General features: G+C 31.7%; 17 protein-coding genes. 7 read left to right on the top strand and 10 right to left on the bottom strand.

Annotated elements, in window-relative coordinates:
- Window positions 1-61 precede the first annotated feature (61 nt).
- Window positions 62-1117: a glycosyltransferase family 4 protein gene (locus JQN76_RS07755; RefSeq protein WP_000258151.1), complete on the bottom strand. Its 1056-nt coding sequence runs from the start codon at window positions 1115-1117 to the stop codon at window positions 62-64.
- Window positions 1118-1434: 317 nt separating this feature from the next.
- Between JQN76_RS07755 and gdpS the strand changes: the two genes are divergently transcribed.
- From gdpS to pepT, 4 genes are all read left to right on the top strand, one after another.
- Window positions 1435-2505 (top strand): GGDEF domain-containing protein GdpS, encoded by a 1071-nt coding sequence (gene gdpS / locus JQN76_RS07750; RefSeq protein ID WP_000460983.1) that lies wholly within the window; start codon window positions 1435-1437, stop codon window positions 2503-2505.
- 195 nt (window positions 2506-2700) lie between these two features.
- Window positions 2701-3462 (top strand): threonine/serine exporter family protein, encoded by a 762-nt coding sequence (locus JQN76_RS07745; RefSeq protein WP_001113406.1) that lies wholly within the window; start codon window positions 2701-2703, stop codon window positions 3460-3462.
- A 17-nt stretch (window positions 3463-3479) separates the two neighbouring features.
- Window positions 3480-3974: a threonine/serine exporter family protein gene (locus JQN76_RS07740; RefSeq protein WP_000899890.1), complete on the top strand. Its 495-nt coding sequence runs from the start codon at window positions 3480-3482 to the stop codon at window positions 3972-3974.
- Between the two features lie 13 nt (window positions 3975-3987).
- On the top strand, window positions 3988-5214 hold the full coding sequence (gene pepT, locus JQN76_RS07735) for a peptidase T (protein ID WP_000795820.1): 1227 nt from the start codon (window positions 3988-3990) through the stop codon (window positions 5212-5214).
- Window positions 5215-5399: 185 nt separating this feature from the next.
- Here pepT and JQN76_RS07730 read toward each other — a convergent pair whose 3' ends face one another.
- The 3 genes from JQN76_RS07730 to JQN76_RS07720 form a co-directional block, all read right to left on the bottom strand.
- On the bottom strand, window positions 5400-6524 hold the full coding sequence (locus tag JQN76_RS07730; protein ID WP_000866742.1) for a glycerate kinase: 1125 nt from the start codon (window positions 6522-6524) through the stop codon (window positions 5400-5402).
- A 424-nt stretch (window positions 6525-6948) separates the two neighbouring features.
- A complete protein-coding gene (ytxJ, locus tag JQN76_RS07725) occupies window positions 6949-7269 on the bottom strand; it encodes a bacillithiol system redox-active protein YtxJ (RefSeq protein ID WP_000985617.1) in 321 nt (106 codons plus the stop codon).
- A gap of 153 nt (window positions 7270-7422) precedes the next feature.
- Window positions 7423-8301, bottom strand: a complete 879-nt coding sequence (locus tag JQN76_RS07720; RefSeq protein WP_000724887.1) for an EMYY motif lipoprotein — start codon at window positions 8299-8301, stop codon at window positions 7423-7425.
- A gap of 119 nt (window positions 8302-8420) precedes the next feature.
- On the opposite strand from JQN76_RS07720, the gene JQN76_RS07715 reads away from it, so the two are divergent.
- The 3 genes from JQN76_RS07715 to JQN76_RS07705 all read left to right on the top strand — a co-directional run bounded on the left by JQN76_RS07715 (window position 8421) and on the right by JQN76_RS07705 (window position 10321).
- Window positions 8421-8939, top strand: coding sequence for a GrpB family protein (locus JQN76_RS07715; RefSeq protein ID WP_000287210.1), 519 nt, complete (start codon window positions 8421-8423; stop codon window positions 8937-8939).
- A gap of 126 nt (window positions 8940-9065) precedes the next feature.
- A complete protein-coding gene (murB, locus tag JQN76_RS07710; RefSeq protein ID WP_000608440.1) occupies window positions 9066-9989 on the top strand; it encodes a UDP-N-acetylmuramate dehydrogenase in 924 nt (307 codons plus the stop codon).
- Between the two features lie 17 nt (window positions 9990-10006).
- Entirely contained in the window at window positions 10007-10321 is a 315-nt protein-coding gene (locus tag JQN76_RS07705) for a CHY zinc finger protein (protein WP_001127269.1), read from the top strand.
- A 316-nt stretch (window positions 10322-10637) separates the two neighbouring features.
- Here the strand turns inward: JQN76_RS07705 and JQN76_RS07700 are convergent, their stop codons facing one another.
- The 6 genes from JQN76_RS07700 to nrdF all read right to left on the bottom strand — a co-directional run bounded on the left by JQN76_RS07700 (window position 10638) and on the right by nrdF (window position 16136).
- Entirely contained in the window at window positions 10638-11666 is a 1029-nt protein-coding gene (locus JQN76_RS07700) for a ferrated catecholamine ABC transporter substrate-binding lipoprotein SstD (RefSeq protein WP_000754443.1), read from the bottom strand.
- Window positions 11667-11784: 118 nt separating this feature from the next.
- Window positions 11785-12546, bottom strand: a complete 762-nt coding sequence (locus tag JQN76_RS07695) for an iron ABC transporter ATP-binding protein (protein WP_000616842.1) — start codon at window positions 12544-12546, stop codon at window positions 11785-11787.
- Window positions 12543-13499, bottom strand: a complete 957-nt coding sequence (locus JQN76_RS07690; protein ID WP_001245577.1) for an iron chelate uptake ABC transporter family permease subunit — start codon at window positions 13497-13499, stop codon at window positions 12543-12545. The genes JQN76_RS07695 and JQN76_RS07690 overlap by 4 nt, the downstream gene beginning before the upstream one ends.
- Window positions 13486-14457 carry an ABC transporter permease gene (locus JQN76_RS07685; RefSeq protein ID WP_000876318.1) on the bottom strand — a complete coding sequence of 324 codons (972 nt, stop codon included), beginning with the start codon at window positions 14455-14457 and terminating at the stop codon, window positions 13486-13488. Before JQN76_RS07685 ends, JQN76_RS07690 begins: the two co-directional genes overlap by 14 nt.
- Window positions 14458-14495: 38 nt before the next feature.
- Window positions 14496-14651, bottom strand: coding sequence for a hypothetical protein (locus tag JQN76_RS07680; RefSeq protein WP_000499195.1), 156 nt, complete (start codon window positions 14649-14651; stop codon window positions 14496-14498).
- Between the two features lie 513 nt (window positions 14652-15164).
- A complete protein-coding gene (nrdF, locus tag JQN76_RS07675) occupies window positions 15165-16136 on the bottom strand; it encodes a class 1b ribonucleoside-diphosphate reductase subunit beta (protein WP_000562498.1) in 972 nt (323 codons plus the stop codon).
- Window positions 16137-16224: the final 88 nt, after the last annotated feature.

The raw sequence follows: 16224 nt of genomic DNA, 5'->3' as shown, positions 1-16224 counted from the left end.
AAAATTGCAAAGAGTAAAGCCATATAATACAAATTATCCCATACAGCTATGCTTTCATTCCCTATTCCTCTTTGTGTGACGATTTCCGACTAATTAAATTTAATATTGGTCGGTAGTTGTTATCTATTAATCCTGTAAATTCAACAATTAATTCAATACTAAATATGATTAATACAAACATTAATACAACACCTAATGGTGGCGATACATACAAAATAATGCTCGAAAGACTAAATAAAATAGAGATTGAATAGATTAATAATACTGTTTGTCTATGTGTGTAGCCTAAAGCTAATAGTTTATGATGCAAATGCGATTTATCAGCTTGCATTATATGCTGCCCTTTTTTCACACGTCGAATCATTGCGAACAAAGTATCAATGAATGGAACTGCTAAGATAACAATTGGGAAGAACAATGCAATAATTGTAATATTTTTGAATCCGAGTAAAGAAAGGAATCCGATGATAAATCCAATCATTAAAGCCCCACTATCACCTAAAAATATTTTGGCAGGATGGAAATTGTAAAATAAAAACCCAATTAAAGAGCCTAATAAAACACAACAAATCATCGTTATGAAAATATTAGCTTGTAAAATTGCAATGAATCCTATTGTAATGAGTCCGATTGCAGAAACACCCGACGCCAAACCATCGAGTCCATCAATTAAGTTAATTGCATTTGTAATAGCAACAATCCAAATCACAGTAATTGGAATACTAAGAAATCCAAAATGAATCGTTGTACCCATTGGCAACGAAATAAAATCAATAGTCACACCATAAAAAGCAACTACTAAGGCAGCGGCAATTTGACCAGCCAATTTTATATACGGTTTCAAATCGTAGATATCATCTACAAGCCCAAGTACGTACATAATAATCGCACCAATAATAAGTGGTTTGATTTCTGTTTCAATAGGATGACCAATCCAAATACCTATTAAAAATGAAAAGAGAATCACTGTACCACCCATAACTGAAATAGGTTTAGTGTGTACTTTTCTAAAATTTGGTTTATCAACTAAATTTAATCTTTTCGATATTGCAATAACAATTGGTGTTATCGTCAAACTGACAATCATTGTTACTGCAACTAGTAATAATGTAACCATTTATTCACCTTCATCGATATTAATTGTTTTTAACGTTATATTTATTTAATATTGTCTTTATAGAATGATATATCTATTTTCTACGTATATCTTATAGCTTTATTATAAATTAATTCGCTCAATCAATGATATCATATTTACAACTATACGATTCATTTCTTATATATCGCCTATTATTCATTTTTTCATCATATCATTTAAGGCAACATTTTAACATCAAAGTCTATATCATACATTAATTTTATATGTAAACTAATGACAAATTGTAAGTTTTCACTTACAATAGCTAGTGGTCAATTAAAGGAGTCGATTCAGACATGTTCGAAGCATTTATATACAATATATCTGTTATAGTCGCTGGAATCTATTTATTCCATCGCTTACAGTATTCAGAAAACAAACGTATGGTTTTTTCTAAGGCTTATGTCACTGTTTTAATGACAATCGTATCATTATTATTATCTGTCTACCCTATCCCTTATCGTGAAGATTATTTAATTCACTTAACATTCGTTCCTTTATTGTTTTTAGGTAGATTTACAAATATGGTCTATACATTATCTGCCACAGTAATTGTAGCAATTGTTGAAATTGTAGTATTTAACAACTCGATTATGTACGGTGTTACGTTGATTGTTATTGCCGCAGTAACAAGTGCTATTGGACCATTTTTAAAACAAAATGATGTGCTATCATTATTAATACTTAATGTTGTTACAATAATCATTTTATTTGGTGTCGCGTTAGTGAGTCCTATTTACACACTATCGGAAGTTATCATTTTAATACCAATTTCATTAATTATCACTTTAGCTTCAGCGATAACATTTGTCGATATTTGGCATTTCTTCTCACTCGTAAATCGTTATGAAAACGAAGATAAATATGATTACTTAACAGGCTTAGGTAATGTAAAAGAATTTGATAGACATTTAAATGAAATTTCACGAAAAGCCGAAAAAGAACATCAAAGTATCGCATTATTATTAATCGATATCGATGGCTTTAAAGATGTCAATGATACCTACTCACACAAATCAGGTGATGCTGTATTAAAACAAATGTCTCAATTACTTAAAAACTATGTGCCGAATCAATTTAAAATTTTTAGAAATGGTGGCGAAGAGTTCTCAGTTGTCATTCACAACTATTCACTTGATCAAAGTGTTAAATTGGCTGAAAATATTCGTTCGGGTGTTGAAAAATCATCATTCCATTTACCAAACAAAGAAGTTATTAAATTGTCAGTGTCTATCGGTGTTGGATATTTAACAGATGACGATCCAAAATCACAGCGTAAAGTGTTTAAAGATGCAGACGATATGGTGCATGTAGCCAAAAATCAAGGGCGAAACAAAGTAATGTTTAACCCTATTATCAATTTATAACAACGACAAAACTGTTAATCCTTTGCTATTATTAAATCATAGTATAATAGCAAAGATTAACAGTTTTTCTTATTTAAATTTGAACCATACAAGTTCATCATACTAACACAAAGTCTCACTATTGAAAGTTGCAACAACAAGTTGTAAACTTCAATTGTTCAAATAAATAACACATATCATTGGAGGTGAATTGATATGCCAGATTCAATCACAATTATAGATGAAAACAAAGTGATTGATGTTGTATTAATTGCAGGTAGAATTTTACTTGAATCAGGTGCTGAAACATATCGAGTTGAAGATACAATGAACCGTATCGCACATAGTTATGGTCTTCATAATACATATAGTTTTGTCAGTTCAACTGCAATTATTTTTTCATTAAATGATCGAACAAGTACAAGATTAATTCGTGTACAAGAGCGTACAACAGATTTAGAGAAAATCGCTTTAACGAATAGTCTTTCACGTAAAATATCAAATAAGGAACTCACAATTGATGAAGCTAAATCTGAATTTATTCATTTACAGCATGCATCATTACAATATTCTTTTTTAACGAATTTCTTTGCAGCTGCCATTGCATGTGGCTTCTTCCTATTTATGTTTGGAGGTGTCGCATCAGATTGTTGGATTGCAGTCATTGCTGGTGGATCCGCATTTTTAACATTCAGCTTTGTGCAACGCTATATACAAATTAAATTTTTCTCAGAGTTTGTTGCAGCTGCTGTGGTCATATCCATTGCAGCCACATTTACTAAATTAGGCATTGCAACCAATCAAGATATCATTACTATAGCCAGTGTCATGCCACTTGTCCCTGGTATATTAATTACCAATGCCATTCGAGATTTATTAGCGGGTGAATTACTTGCAGGTATGTCTCGCGGTGTTGAAGCTGCATTAACAGCATTCGCAATCGGTGCTGGTGTCGCAATCGTTTTATTAATCATTTAAGGAAGGACTGTTAAAGCATGCTATTTTATTTATTTCATTTTACAATCAGCTTTATATCAACAGTACTTTTCTCTATCATTTTCAATGCACCCAAACGCCTCTTAGTAGCATGTGGATTTGTAGGTGCCATTGCATGGACGATTTACCAATTAACGGTAGATTTAGAGTTTGGAAAAGTTGGCGCTTCATTTTTGGGAAGCTTAATTTTAGGCTTAATGAGTCATACTATGAGTCGCAGATATAAACGACCGGTAATTATATTCATAGTGCCAGGCATTATACCATTAGTACCTGGTGGTGCAGCTTATCAAGCGACTCGTTTTTTAGTATCGAATGATTATACAAGTGCTGTAAATACATTTTTAGAAGTTACACTGATTTCAGGTGCGATTGCTTTCGGTATATTAGTTTCTGAAATTCTATATTACCTATACACACGTATCAAACAACTGTATGGTAAAATCAAAGGTAAGACATATAAAAAATCTTACAACATGAATAATAGAGTTTAAGGGGTCGAATATAATGAAGAACCAATTGATAGATAGATTAACAAGATATACGACAATTGATACGCAATCTGATCCAAAATCTACAACAACACCTTCAACTGAGAAGCAATGGGATTTGTTACATTTATTAGAAAAAGAATTACAACAATTAGGATTGCCAACTGATTTAGATGAAAATGGCTACTTATTTGCTACATTAGAAAGTAACATCGATGTCGACGTCCCAACAGTTGGATTTTTGGCGCATGTTGATACATCACCTGATTTCAATGCTTCAAATGTTAAACCGCAAATTATTGAAAACTATGATGGTAAGCTATACAAACTAGGCAATACTAAACGTGTCTTAGATCCTAAAGTATTTCCAGAACTTAACAGTTTAGTTGGTCATACATTAATGGTAACTGATGGTACATCGTTACTAGGTGCAGACGATAAAGCGGGTATTGTGGAAATTATGGAAGCTATTTGTTATTTACAAGAACATCCAGAAATTAAACATGGTACCATTCGCATTGGATTTACACCAGACGAAGAAATCGGTCGTGGTCCACATAAATTTGATGTTGACCGCTTCAATGCTGATTTTGCTTATACTATGGATGGTAGTCAATATGGAGAATTACAATATGAAAGCTTTAACGCTGCTGAAGCGGTTATTACATGCCACGGTGTAAATGTTCATCCTGGTTCAGCTAAAAATGCAATGGTAAACGCAATACGTTTAGGTGAACAATTCGATAGTTTGCTACCTGATAGTGAAGTTCCGGAGCGAACAGAAGGATACGAAGGCTTTTATCACTTAATGAACTTTGAAGGAACTGTTGAAAAAGCAACTTTGCAATACATTATTCGTGATCATGATAAAAAACAATTCGAATTGCGTAAGAAACGTATTTTAGAAATACGTGACGATATCAATGCCCATTTTGAAAATTATCCAGTTAAAGTTGATATATCGGATCAATATTTCAATATGGCAGAAAAAATATTACCATTGCCTCATATTATTGATATACCTAAACGTGTCTTTGCCAAATTAGATATTCCAGCAAACACTGAACCTATTCGTGGTGGTACAGATGGTTCACAATTGTCATTTATGGGGTTACCAACTCCAAACATCTTTACAGGTTGCGGTAACTTCCACGGCCCATATGAATATGCATCCATTGATGTTATGGAAAAAGCAGTACAAGTAATCATTGGAATTGTAGAAGATATCGCTGAAAATCACTAAAAACAAACGATTATATACTAGTTCAACTCAGGCTTAATTAATAAAAAATCACGCTAACATTCAGTGCAATGATAGCGTGATTTTTTATATTCATTACGTATACTTTTGATCTTATAATTCGTTTTGCTAACCATCATAAATGTTATTAACCATCATGACAGCATCACCAATTTAGTCCTTCTTTACTAAACCTCAACATTAAAATGTGTTTTCAACAGTTTTAAAGACTGAACCGTATAATGCCTAATTTGTAATCCCATTTTAAAGTCAGTATAAGTTTCTGGCATATCGATAAATGTATTAAACATTGCTGTAACCCCTTGTGATTCAAATAAATCAAACTTTTCAGCAGTTGCACAAATTGCAATGGCAACCTTTTGATGTTTATGACAAAGTTCTGCAATACGCAATGTTGTCGTTTCTAGCAACTGATCATTTTCATTTAACCCTTCTCCAAAAATAATTAAATCCGCTTGTTCAACTAAATTTTCTAAATGTGTTAGTTGGTCTACTAATGCATGACTGGTTAATATTTCAGCTTGATACAGTCCATTCAAGACTGCTGCAATTCCACCACCAGCACCACCACGTTCAACTGGACCAATTGCAATTTTCAATTCACTTTTAAATAACTCACTAAAATACCAAATTAAATTATCGATTTCTGCTGCTTGATTATGATTCAACTGATGCGCATCATAAGTTTGCATGATTTCACTTTGCTTACCATATAATCGACTTGAAAAATCCGACATTACTTGAATTCTTGCTGTTTCCATTTTAGGGTGTAAGTTCGACATATCCATACGACGAATATATTTAATTACACCAGCACCTTGTCTCATATCTACGACACGCCCTTCGTCATCATAGAATTGAGCACCTAATGCTTGTAACATACCTGCACCAGCGTCAAAACTATCAATCCCACCTAGTGAAATTACAACATGTTTTGCGTCATTATCTAATGCATGTTTAATCATTTCTCCTAAACCATAACTTGTTCGTTCAACAATTGGTTTTTTACCTTTTAAAAATAAATTCCCCTCGATAACGGTCATCCCTGTATCAGTTTGTCCGTAAACACCTTCAACTTCATTCATATCTGCATCATGTACTGGTATACGATACTTTTGCCCAGATTGCCATAAAAATACAGAATCTAATAATTCATGTCTTCCATTAAACAATGGTACTTGAACTACATCTGCAGTTTCAATTTGGCTTGCAACTGCCTCTTCAACATATCTATTAGCTTGATAACTCGAAATAATTCCATGAAACTCATCCATGGCTACTAATACTTTCATAACCTTGACCACCTTACTTTATTATTTGTTGTGATACGTTTTTTATTCATAAAAGATTAATCTTAAATTTTAGATTTTATCTCGTGATTATATGCGAACATTTAACATGACATGATTATTAATTATTCCAGTAAATAACAATATGCTTCTTTTGGTTTAGCATATATTTCCTATTAAACTAACTTACAAATCATGTTTAAATTTTCTTATTGGATTCGTCGTTTTCCAAAATATTTTCAATAAAAATACTCGAATATATTATACATATGTTTGTAAAAAAGTACTAACTTAACTGCTTCTAAAGGTGACATAAAATAAAAGGTCAGAACATCATTATAGCCAAACTACTCTGATTCACACGAATTTAAGTTGTGCTATTCACGTCTAGTAGTGTAAGGCAAAATGTTCCAACCCTATAGTTTCATTATTCTTCTGCTTGTGCTAATGACGACACATTGATATCACCGTGGTCTCGATTCCAAACCATTTCACCATTTACAAAATAAAATGCTTGAGGTGATTCATGTTTAACGTTCGTTTTTTTAGCAATATAATCTGACAAATCGCGTTCTTGTTGGACAATCAAATAATAACCGTCCATATCGCGTTCATATAAAAATTTATTAAATTGATCGTACGCATTTGCCGATATTGGACAAGTTTCACTATGTTTTAATACAAAAACATATTTATTTTCCTCAATAACCTGTTCAAATTGGTCAATTGAACTTAGCTTTATAGCCACTCTATTCACCTCTAAAAATATTTATCACATTTAAATAGCATCTGCGTGACATTTTTATACATATAGTTAATATCAATGTTTACCATTATACACATAGTAAGTTGACATGTTAACCATAAATTCAAAATTTTTAACTTTGAAAAATGATTATAGTTATTTTTCTTCTAATTTTTCAAGCTTTTTTTCAAAGGCTTTATCGCCGTGAGTTATATCTATACCCTTTTTCGGCAACTTATCTACATCGACTTTTGATAACTTCTCACTAACCTTTATTGTTTCAATACGTGTATTATAATAGTTCTGCAGACTGTAATACATTTCTATTGCGTTTTTCCTTGCATTATTAACATGCTTATCACTAATATTAGTTTGGTTAATATCGGTAATTTGCTTTTCAATCATTGGCATAATGTGATTTTTAATCGCGCCTTTTACTTCATTTTCTTTACTATCATCTAGGTTCTTCTTCGCAGTATCTCTTAACGCTTTATTATTATGTTCTAATTTTGTCGTAAGATTAGTTGCTTCACTTTTATTATCAGCTAATTTAATTTCTGATTCAACTTTGTATCTATTTTTTTCAAATTGTTTCGTATAATCTAAAATGTCTTCGTTATACTTGATAGATTGATTACATAAACCTATGAATTTTTTTAATTGATATATCGCATCCTTCTTCTCATTTGCAAGCGTCATATATTCTTTTTTTAATTTCTTAACTTTCATTGTATCATCAGGCAAATTTTTTGCTGACTTATAATATGCTTCAAATTTAGGTATGAGATGGTTTTTAACATCTTCTTGTAGTGCCTTAAATTCTTTACTATTTTTATCAGTTGTATCAGTTTTACTTAGATGATCAATTTCTTTCAAATGTATATTATCCATGACATGTTGTAATTCTTTTTGTTTTTGCTCAACATCTTTAAATTGCTTAGTAAATTGATGTTGTGCCTCTTTTTCTTTATTACCACAAGCACTTATTACTACAAATAAAATCGCTAAAACAGCGATAATAACAATTTTTTTCATGATTGCACTCCTTAACAGATTCATTATACAAAAACATGTTTATTATGAAAATGAATTATGTTATAGTATTCCAGACTTTATCGTGATTAAATTAATTTTCAATATCAAAGGAGTTTATCATGTATTCAAATGTTCAACCATACATTAATAGTGATTTAACTAATTGTTTTCAATCACAATACACTGAAATTGAATCATTATTATTCAACCTCTTAGACAGCCCAGTAAAATATACAAAACATATTGGCGGTACGCATCATTTTAAATATTCAACAGAGCCGATTTTAGATATTTTAGTAGGTGTAGAAAATTTGCATGATATTACTTCCTTAGATGAAAAACGTTTAAATTATGTTGGGTTTTATCGCTTGCATCATAAATATAATAAGAAAGTTATGATGGCGAAGTTTAACAATTTTCATGAACTAAAACAACAGGTGCGTCTACATATCATTCAAATGAATACCCAAACATTTGAATCTTATCTTGCACTTGATTACCTCTTATCAACTAATGATGATATTGCTTTGCAATTCCATACAAAAAAGCACCAAATATTGCAACATAGCTTAACAATTAGACAATATGAGATGCAAAAGCAACAATACTTTGAAAAACTATGTAAAAAATACTTATAACGACAATAATGCCGTATTTTATAATTATACTAATTCTAATACTTTCTTTTCAATTTTCGCAAATGAATTTTAAAATTGGTATAATACTATATGATATTAAAGACATGAGAAAGGATGTACTGAGAAGTGATAAATAAAGACATCTATCAAGCTTTACAACAACTTATCCCAAATGAAAAAATTAAAGTTGATGAACCTTTAAAACGATACACTTATACTAAAACAGGTGGTAATGCCGACTTTTACATTACCCCTACTAAAAATGAAGAAGTACAAGCAGTTGTTAAATATGCCTATCAAAATGAGATTCCTGTTACATATTTAGGAAATGGCTCAAATATTATTATCCGTGAAGGTGGTATTCGCGGCATTGTAATTAGTTTATTATCACTAGATCATATCGAAGTATCTGATGATGCGATAATAGCCGGTAGCGGCGCTGCAATTATTGATGTCTCACGTGTTGCTCGTGATTACGCACTTACTGGCCTTGAATTTGCATGTGGTATTCCAGGTTCAATTGGTGGTGCAGTGTATATGAATGCTGGCGCTTATGGTGGCGAAGTTAAAGATTGTATAGACTATGCGCTTTGCGTAAACGAACAAGGCTCGTTAATTAAACTTACAACAAAAGAATTAGAGTTAGATTATCGTAATAGCATTATTCAAAAAGAACACTTAGTTGTATTAGAAGCTGCATTTACTTTAGCTCCTGGTAAAATGACTGAAATACAAGCTAAAATGGATGATTTAACAGAACGTAGAGAATCTAAACAACCTTTAGAGTATCCTTCATGTGGTAGTGTATTCCAAAGACCGCCTGGTCATTTTGCAGGTAAATTGATACAAGATTCTAATTTGCAAGGTCACCGTATTGGCGGCGTTGAAGTTTCAACTAAACACGCTGGTTTTATGGTAAATGTAGACAATGGAACTGCTACAGATTATGAAAACCTTATTCATTATGTACAAAAGACCGTCAAAGAAAAATTTGGCATTGAATTAAATCGTGAAGTTCGCATTATTGGTGAACATCCAAAGGAATCGTAAGTTAAGGAGCTTTGTCTATGCCTAAAGTTTATGGTTCATTAATCGATACTGAAACACGCTGTCGCCATTATTTTACCGAAGAAGATATTATTGCTATTAAATTTAAATGTTGTAATAAATACTATCCATGCTATAAGTGCCATAATGAGTTTGAAAAGCACGCCATTAAGCGTTGGTCTGAGCCTTCATTTAACGAAAAAGCAATCTTATGCGGTGTATGCAAACACGAATTAACAATCAATGAATATATGATGGTAGAGCGTTGTCCAAATTGCCAATCTCGGTTTAACAATCGCTGTAAATATCACTATCATATTTATTTTGAAATTTAAACAACATAGTCAAAACATTATAGGGAGTGGGTCAGACATGATAAAGCACCACTTCTGTAGAATTCCTTTTTGAAATTCTCTATGTTTGGGCCCCGCCAACTTGCATTGTCAGTAGAAATTGAAAATCAAATTTCTCTATGTTTGGAGCCCACTAGTATTGAAATGAACTTGTTACAAGTACATGTTCATTCAACCAACGACTGACAACAGAACATTTTAGAGTCTAGGACATTGATTGACGTCCCAGATTTCCTTTTTTAAAGAAAAGAGGGGAGCAATGATTAAGACCTTTAACCATTGTTCCCCTCTTTTAAAATTATTTTACAACTTTATCAAGTTCCTCAATTTGTTTAATTGTAGTTGTAGTTGATCCAGCTGCAAAGTACCATAATTTAGGATCTAAATTATATACTTTGTCTTCTTTAATTGCTTTAACATTTTTTAATACAGGATTATTTAATGCTTGTTTCGCAGTTGATTTACCACTTATCGCTTGACCTCTATCCATCGCTAAAATAACATCTGGATTTTCTTTATTAACATATTCGTTAGAAACATTTTGTCCATGATTGCTATTACTTACTTTTTTATCAACTGCATTGAATCCTAATGTATCGTAAACTAATCCACCAAAACGACCTTTAGGTCCAAATGTTGATAATTCACCTTCGTTAACTAGTAAATACATAACAGTTTTATTGAAGTTTTTCGTTTTATCTTTCATTGAAGCAATTTTGTTATCTAAATCTTTATTTAATTCTTTAGCTTTATCTTCTTTATCGTAAATTTTTCCGATATTTTCAGTGTTTTGTTTCATTGAACCAATTAAGTTCTTTTCATCTGCACCAACATAAACAATTTTCGCTTTAGGTGCAGCTTTTTTGAATTCATCTAAATTCTTTTGATTAGCTGTACGTCCAGAGATAAAGATTACTTCGGGTTTCGTCGCAGCAATTTTATCAAAATTCACTTCTTTTAAATTACCAACGTTTGTATATTTATCATCTTTAAATGATTCTAAGAAATTCGGTAATGACTTACCGCCTTCCCCTTTAGGTAATGCTTTTACTTTATCTGATAAGCCCATTTCTTTCATTACATCTAATGCGCCATAGTCTAACACAACTGCATTTTTAGGATTTTTTGGTACTTCAACAGTTTCTTTAACTTTTTTAGCGTCACTACCATCTTTTTTCTCGCCACGCATTTTATAGTTATTTTCAATTTTTACTGTATCTTTAGAACCTTTAGTTTCTGATTTTGATTGTTCTTTATCAGAATTGTTACCGCATGCCGCTAATAAAAACATTACTGCTAATACTAAATATAAGACTGTTTTCTTCATAATATAATATTCTCCTCTTTTGGCTTAATCTGTGTGCTTGATGTGAAATATAAATAAATGCTTTACGTTTAACCCTTCTTTAATTGGCGCATCCCCCCTTTAAAGTGTCTCCAAATTATCAATCCTTAAAATATAAACAAATCCTTTGATTTCTTATATGTTCAATTTGAATATTCATGTCATATAAATCACTTAAAACACTACTTTGAATGACATTATCTTTCAAATCTGACTTAACTAGTTGTCCGTTTTTCAATGCTACAATCTGATCTGAATAACAGGACGCAAAGTTAATATCATGTAACACAATGACAATCGCTTTATTCATTTTATGCGCTAACATTTTTAACGTTTGCATAATTTGAACAGCATGCTTCATATCTAAATTATTTAATGGTTCATCTAGCAAAATATATTCAGTATCTTGTGCTATTGTCATTGCAATGTATGCACGCTGACGTTGTCCACCAGATAATGACTTAATATTACGATTTCTGATATCTTGTAGTTGCAACAAATCTAGCGCATCATTGACAATATCATGATCCTCTTTCGTCAAACGACCTTTAGAATAAGGGAATCGTCCAAAGTTTACCAACTGCTCTACCGTAATATTCATTTCAGTATGGTTTGTTTGTTTTAATATAGATATTTTTTTCGACAAGTCATTATTTTTATAATCAGACATGAGCTGTCCATCTATTTTCACTTCACCGTTCTCAAAACGAATTAACCTACATATCGCTGAAAGTAAAGTACTCTTACCCGCACCATTAGGTCCAATTAAAGAAGTCAATTTACCTTTTTCGATATCTATGCTAATATCTTCCAATATCATTTGATTATTTATAGTTTTAGTTAAATTTTCAACTTGAATCATTGCGCATTTCTCCTTCTAACTAATAGATAAATGAAATAACTTCCACCAATCAAATCAATAAGTATACTCATTTCTGTCGTAGCTTCAAACACATTTTCAACTACCCATTGCGCACTAAATAAACTAATCCAACTCAAGCAAATTGTCGCAATTAAAATATACTTATGTTCATACGTCTTCATTAGTTCATGCGCTAGATTTACAGTTAATAAACCTAAAAATGTAATTGGTCCTACTAATGCAGTTGACACAGAAACTAAAACTGAGACTATTACAAGTAGAATTCGCGTTAATTTTTCATACGATATCCCAAGATTAATTGCTTCAGCACGACCTAAAAGCAATACATCTAAATAAGGCAATAGTAAAATTGTAATGACTAATAAGATTACTAATAGCACTGCTGAGAAAGTAACTAAATTCGAATTAGAAGCATTAAAATTAGCAAACATACTACTTTGTATTGCTAAAAATGACTCAGGATCCATAATCAGTTGAATAAAACCTGTTATGCTTCTAAAAAATGTTCCTAAAAGGACACCAATAAGTAAGATAAAATAAATTGAAAAATGTCCGATTTTAAAGATACCTTGGAATAGGATTAGTGCGAATAACACCATCGTTATAAGTGTTAATATAAAGTTCAAATATACATTAGTAACCCATACCGATTGAATTCCAAATAAAAAGACTGGCAATACTTTGATAAATAAATAAACTGCATCTAACCCCATTATTGATGGTGTCAATAGACGGTTATTTGTAATCGCTTGAAAAATCACCACTGAAGTTGCAATGGCAGCACCTACTAAAATAATTAATATGAACTTTCTTAAACGACTTGAAAATTGATATTCAAATATTTCAAAATCAATACCTACAAATAAGTACAGCATACTAATTAATAACGTTACTGCAATTAAAAGCATTATTTTTTTATTATTGTTGCGCATAATTTTTCCTACCTTTCATAAGCAAGATAAGGAAAATGATTGTTCCAAATACACCTATTGTTAAACCAATATTTATTTCATATGGATAAACAACAATTCTGCCAACTATATCAGAAAATAATACAAAGATGGCACCTAACATCATCGTATGAGGGATAGCATTTTTCAAATGATCACCTCGATAAATTGAAATAATATTTGGTATTACTAGTCCTAAGAACGGTAATGTTCCAACAGTCACCACTACCAATGCTGTAATAGTTGCAGTAATAAACAATGCGATGTTAATTAATTTTTCGTAACTCAAACCTAAATTATTAGTAAAGTCTTTACCCATTCCTACAATCGTGAAATGATTAGCAAAAAGATATGTCAATGCTAAAAGAGGAATACTTAAATATAAAATTTCATAGCGTCCACTTGTGATAATGGCAAAGTTCCCGTTAAGCCAGTTACCAATGCTTTGAACAGCATTCGTGCGCAATGAGATGAAGGTTGTGAAACTTGCAACAATCCCACCCATCATAATTCCTAAAAGCGGTACAAAAATGACATCTTTCACTTTTATAAAATCAATGATTTTAACAAATAAAAACGTACCGCAAATACTGCAAATAACAGCAAATACTAGTTTTAATAAAATATGACCGGTTGGAAAGAACAATAAAGCAATTAAAATACCTAGTTTAGCCCATTCCATCGTTCCAGCTGTAGTCGGACTAACAAACTTATTTTGCATCATTTGTTGCATTATCAAGCCTGCTAAAGCCAACGAACTTCCAGCAATTAAAATACTCATCGTCCTTGGTATTCGGCTTGAGAATAAAATATTCCGCTGTGACTCAGTTAAATGTAGTAAATCTTTAATTGATAGTTCACTCACACCTATGAACAACGAAATAATTGTCAACAATATTAGTAATAGAAGCAAAATATTTCCCTTTAATAAATACTTCATTACAAATTTTTCTCCCTTTAAATTAATGATAATCATTATCATTGATAATATTTCTCATTAATAGTAGCGTTTTTTGACCATAATTTCAATAGCCTTTCAAATAATTTAGTGTCAATTTTATTGATATTTGCAATTAAACTGAAATTTAATTTTTCGGAATGTGTATTTTGTTTACTTAAAGTAAAATAGAACACTTAAGATTTTGATGTCTGGGAATAGTGGAAATGATAAAAACTACTAATGATTGATTAAGTAGTGGTTCTTAACATTAGCCTCAGCTAATGTGTACTTAAAAATAGGAATACATGAGTAAAACTCATGTGGAAGTGATAATTTCTAAAGGAAAAAGTTTTTCTTTATGTTGGGGCCCCGCCCGAACTTGCACAATATTGTTAGCTGACTTTCCGCCTGCTTTTATGTTGGGGCCCCGCCAACTTGCACAATATTGTTAGCTGACTTTCCGCCTGCTTCTATGTTGGGGCCCCGCCAACTTGCACAATATTGTTAGCTGACTTTCCGCCTGCTTCTGTGTTGGGGCCCCGCCAACTACTGCCAATATAAATAGCATTGTACATCTTAGAGCATTGATTTCTTACTCAGACTCATAATGAGTTAGATACACATAAAAAAAGACCTTCAACATGTAGGAGACAAGACGAAACGAATCGCTATTTCCCTTTACATGTGAAGGTCTTTTAATTTAATTGTTATTTGTTGTCAAATACAAAGTCATCATCTTGTAATGCTTCTACGTTTAATGCTAATACATAACCATCACCTTTTACTGAGAAGAAGTCATGGTTTTTAGTTGTTGTATCTAAGGCATTCTCAATGATTGGGTTAAATTCACGTTCCTCAAAATAAGGTTCAAAGCCTAAGTTTGAAAGTGCTTTGTTTCCATTATATTTAACATAGTTTAGCACATCTTCAGTGATTCCAAGATCATCGTATAACATTTTTGTGTATGACTCTTCATTTAAATACAAGTCATTTAGCAATTTATACATTTCTTGATCTGCTTTTTGTTTCTCACTTTCAGATAGTTCATTTCGTAAATGCTGTGCATCTAAACCGGTAAATACACCATGAATAGATTCATCTAAAAGAATTTTACGAATGATTTCACCTGATGTCGTCATTTTCCCTTGACCAGCAAGATATAGTGGATAATAGAAACCTGAGAAGAATAAGAATGTTTCTAAAAATACACTCGTAACTCTGGCCATATATTGGTCGTATATCGAAGCTTCTTTACCCCAAAGTTTGTGATAATTAGCAACAATTTTATCAGATTTATATTTTAAATGGGGTTCCTCTAAAACCCATTCATCTAATAGGTAGTTTGTTTCACTAGATGGTAATAGTGTTGTGAAAATATGTGAATAGCTTTTCGCGTGTATTTGCTCCATCATCGCCATAAATGAATAAACTGCTTTTTTCCTTAAGTCAGTCGTATGTAGCATAACTAAAGGCATGCCATCATCTGCTTGATGTGTATCTAAGCCTGTTAAACCAGCTAATGCTTTTTTAAATGTGTCTTGTTCAGCTTCAGATAAAGTCTTCCAACTTGCAATGTCTTTTGATACTTTAAATTCTGTTTCAACCCACATTTGAGATATATTTTGTCTCCAAAACATATTCGTCATATCTTCTTGTGTGTTCCAATTAACAGCTATCATGAATATAATTTCCTCCTGTAATGTTACTCAATAATTGACAAATACAGACATAGCAGTCTAATCATCTGCTAATTCAGACCAGATGATT

The organism is Staphylococcus sp. SM3655, assembly GCF_016917315.1.
In the GTDB taxonomy this organism is placed as follows: domain Bacteria; phylum Bacillota; class Bacilli; order Staphylococcales; family Staphylococcaceae; genus Staphylococcus; species Staphylococcus aureus.
Note: the sequence above shows the minus strand (reverse complement) of the source record. Positions and strands in the feature narration are given on the sequence as shown.

Excerpts from the sequence above, each read along its gene's own strand:
- JQN76_RS07755 (WP_000258151.1), bottom strand. The coding sequence starts at position 1,117 with ATGGTTACATTATTACTAGTTGCAGTAACAATGATTGTCAGTTTGACG.
- gdpS (WP_000460983.1), top strand. The coding sequence starts at position 1,435 with ATGTTCGAAGCATTTATATACAATATATCTGTTATAGTCGCTGGAATC.
- JQN76_RS07745 (WP_001113406.1), top strand. The coding sequence starts at position 2,701 with ATGCCAGATTCAATCACAATTATAGATGAAAACAAAGTGATTGATGTT.
- JQN76_RS07740 (WP_000899890.1), top strand. The coding sequence starts at position 3,480 with ATGCTATTTTATTTATTTCATTTTACAATCAGCTTTATATCAACAGTA.
- pepT (WP_000795820.1), top strand. The coding sequence starts at position 3,988 with ATGAAGAACCAATTGATAGATAGATTAACAAGATATACGACAATTGAT.
- JQN76_RS07730 (WP_000866742.1), bottom strand. The coding sequence starts at position 6,524 with ATGAAAGTATTAGTAGCCATGGATGAGTTTCATGGAATTATTTCGAGT.
- JQN76_RS07720 (WP_000724887.1), bottom strand. The coding sequence starts at position 8,301 with ATGAAAAAAATTGTTATTATCGCTGTTTTAGCGATTTTATTTGTAGTA.
- JQN76_RS07715 (WP_000287210.1), top strand. The coding sequence starts at position 8,421 with ATGTATTCAAATGTTCAACCATACATTAATAGTGATTTAACTAATTGT.
- JQN76_RS07705 (WP_001127269.1), top strand. The coding sequence starts at position 10,007 with ATGCCTAAAGTTTATGGTTCATTAATCGATACTGAAACACGCTGTCGC.
- JQN76_RS07700 (WP_000754443.1), bottom strand. The coding sequence starts at position 11,666 with ATGAAGAAAACAGTCTTATATTTAGTATTAGCAGTAATGTTTTTATTA.
- JQN76_RS07695 (WP_000616842.1), bottom strand. The coding sequence starts at position 12,546 with ATGATTCAAGTTGAAAATTTAACTAAAACTATAAATAATCAAATGATA.
- JQN76_RS07690 (WP_001245577.1), bottom strand. The coding sequence starts at position 13,499 with ATGCGCAACAATAATAAAAAAATAATGCTTTTAATTGCAGTAACGTTA.
- JQN76_RS07685 (WP_000876318.1), bottom strand. The coding sequence starts at position 14,457 with ATGAAGTATTTATTAAAGGGAAATATTTTGCTTCTATTACTAATATTG.
- nrdF (WP_000562498.1), bottom strand. The coding sequence starts at position 16,136 with ATGATAGCTGTTAATTGGAACACACAAGAAGATATGACGAATATGTTT.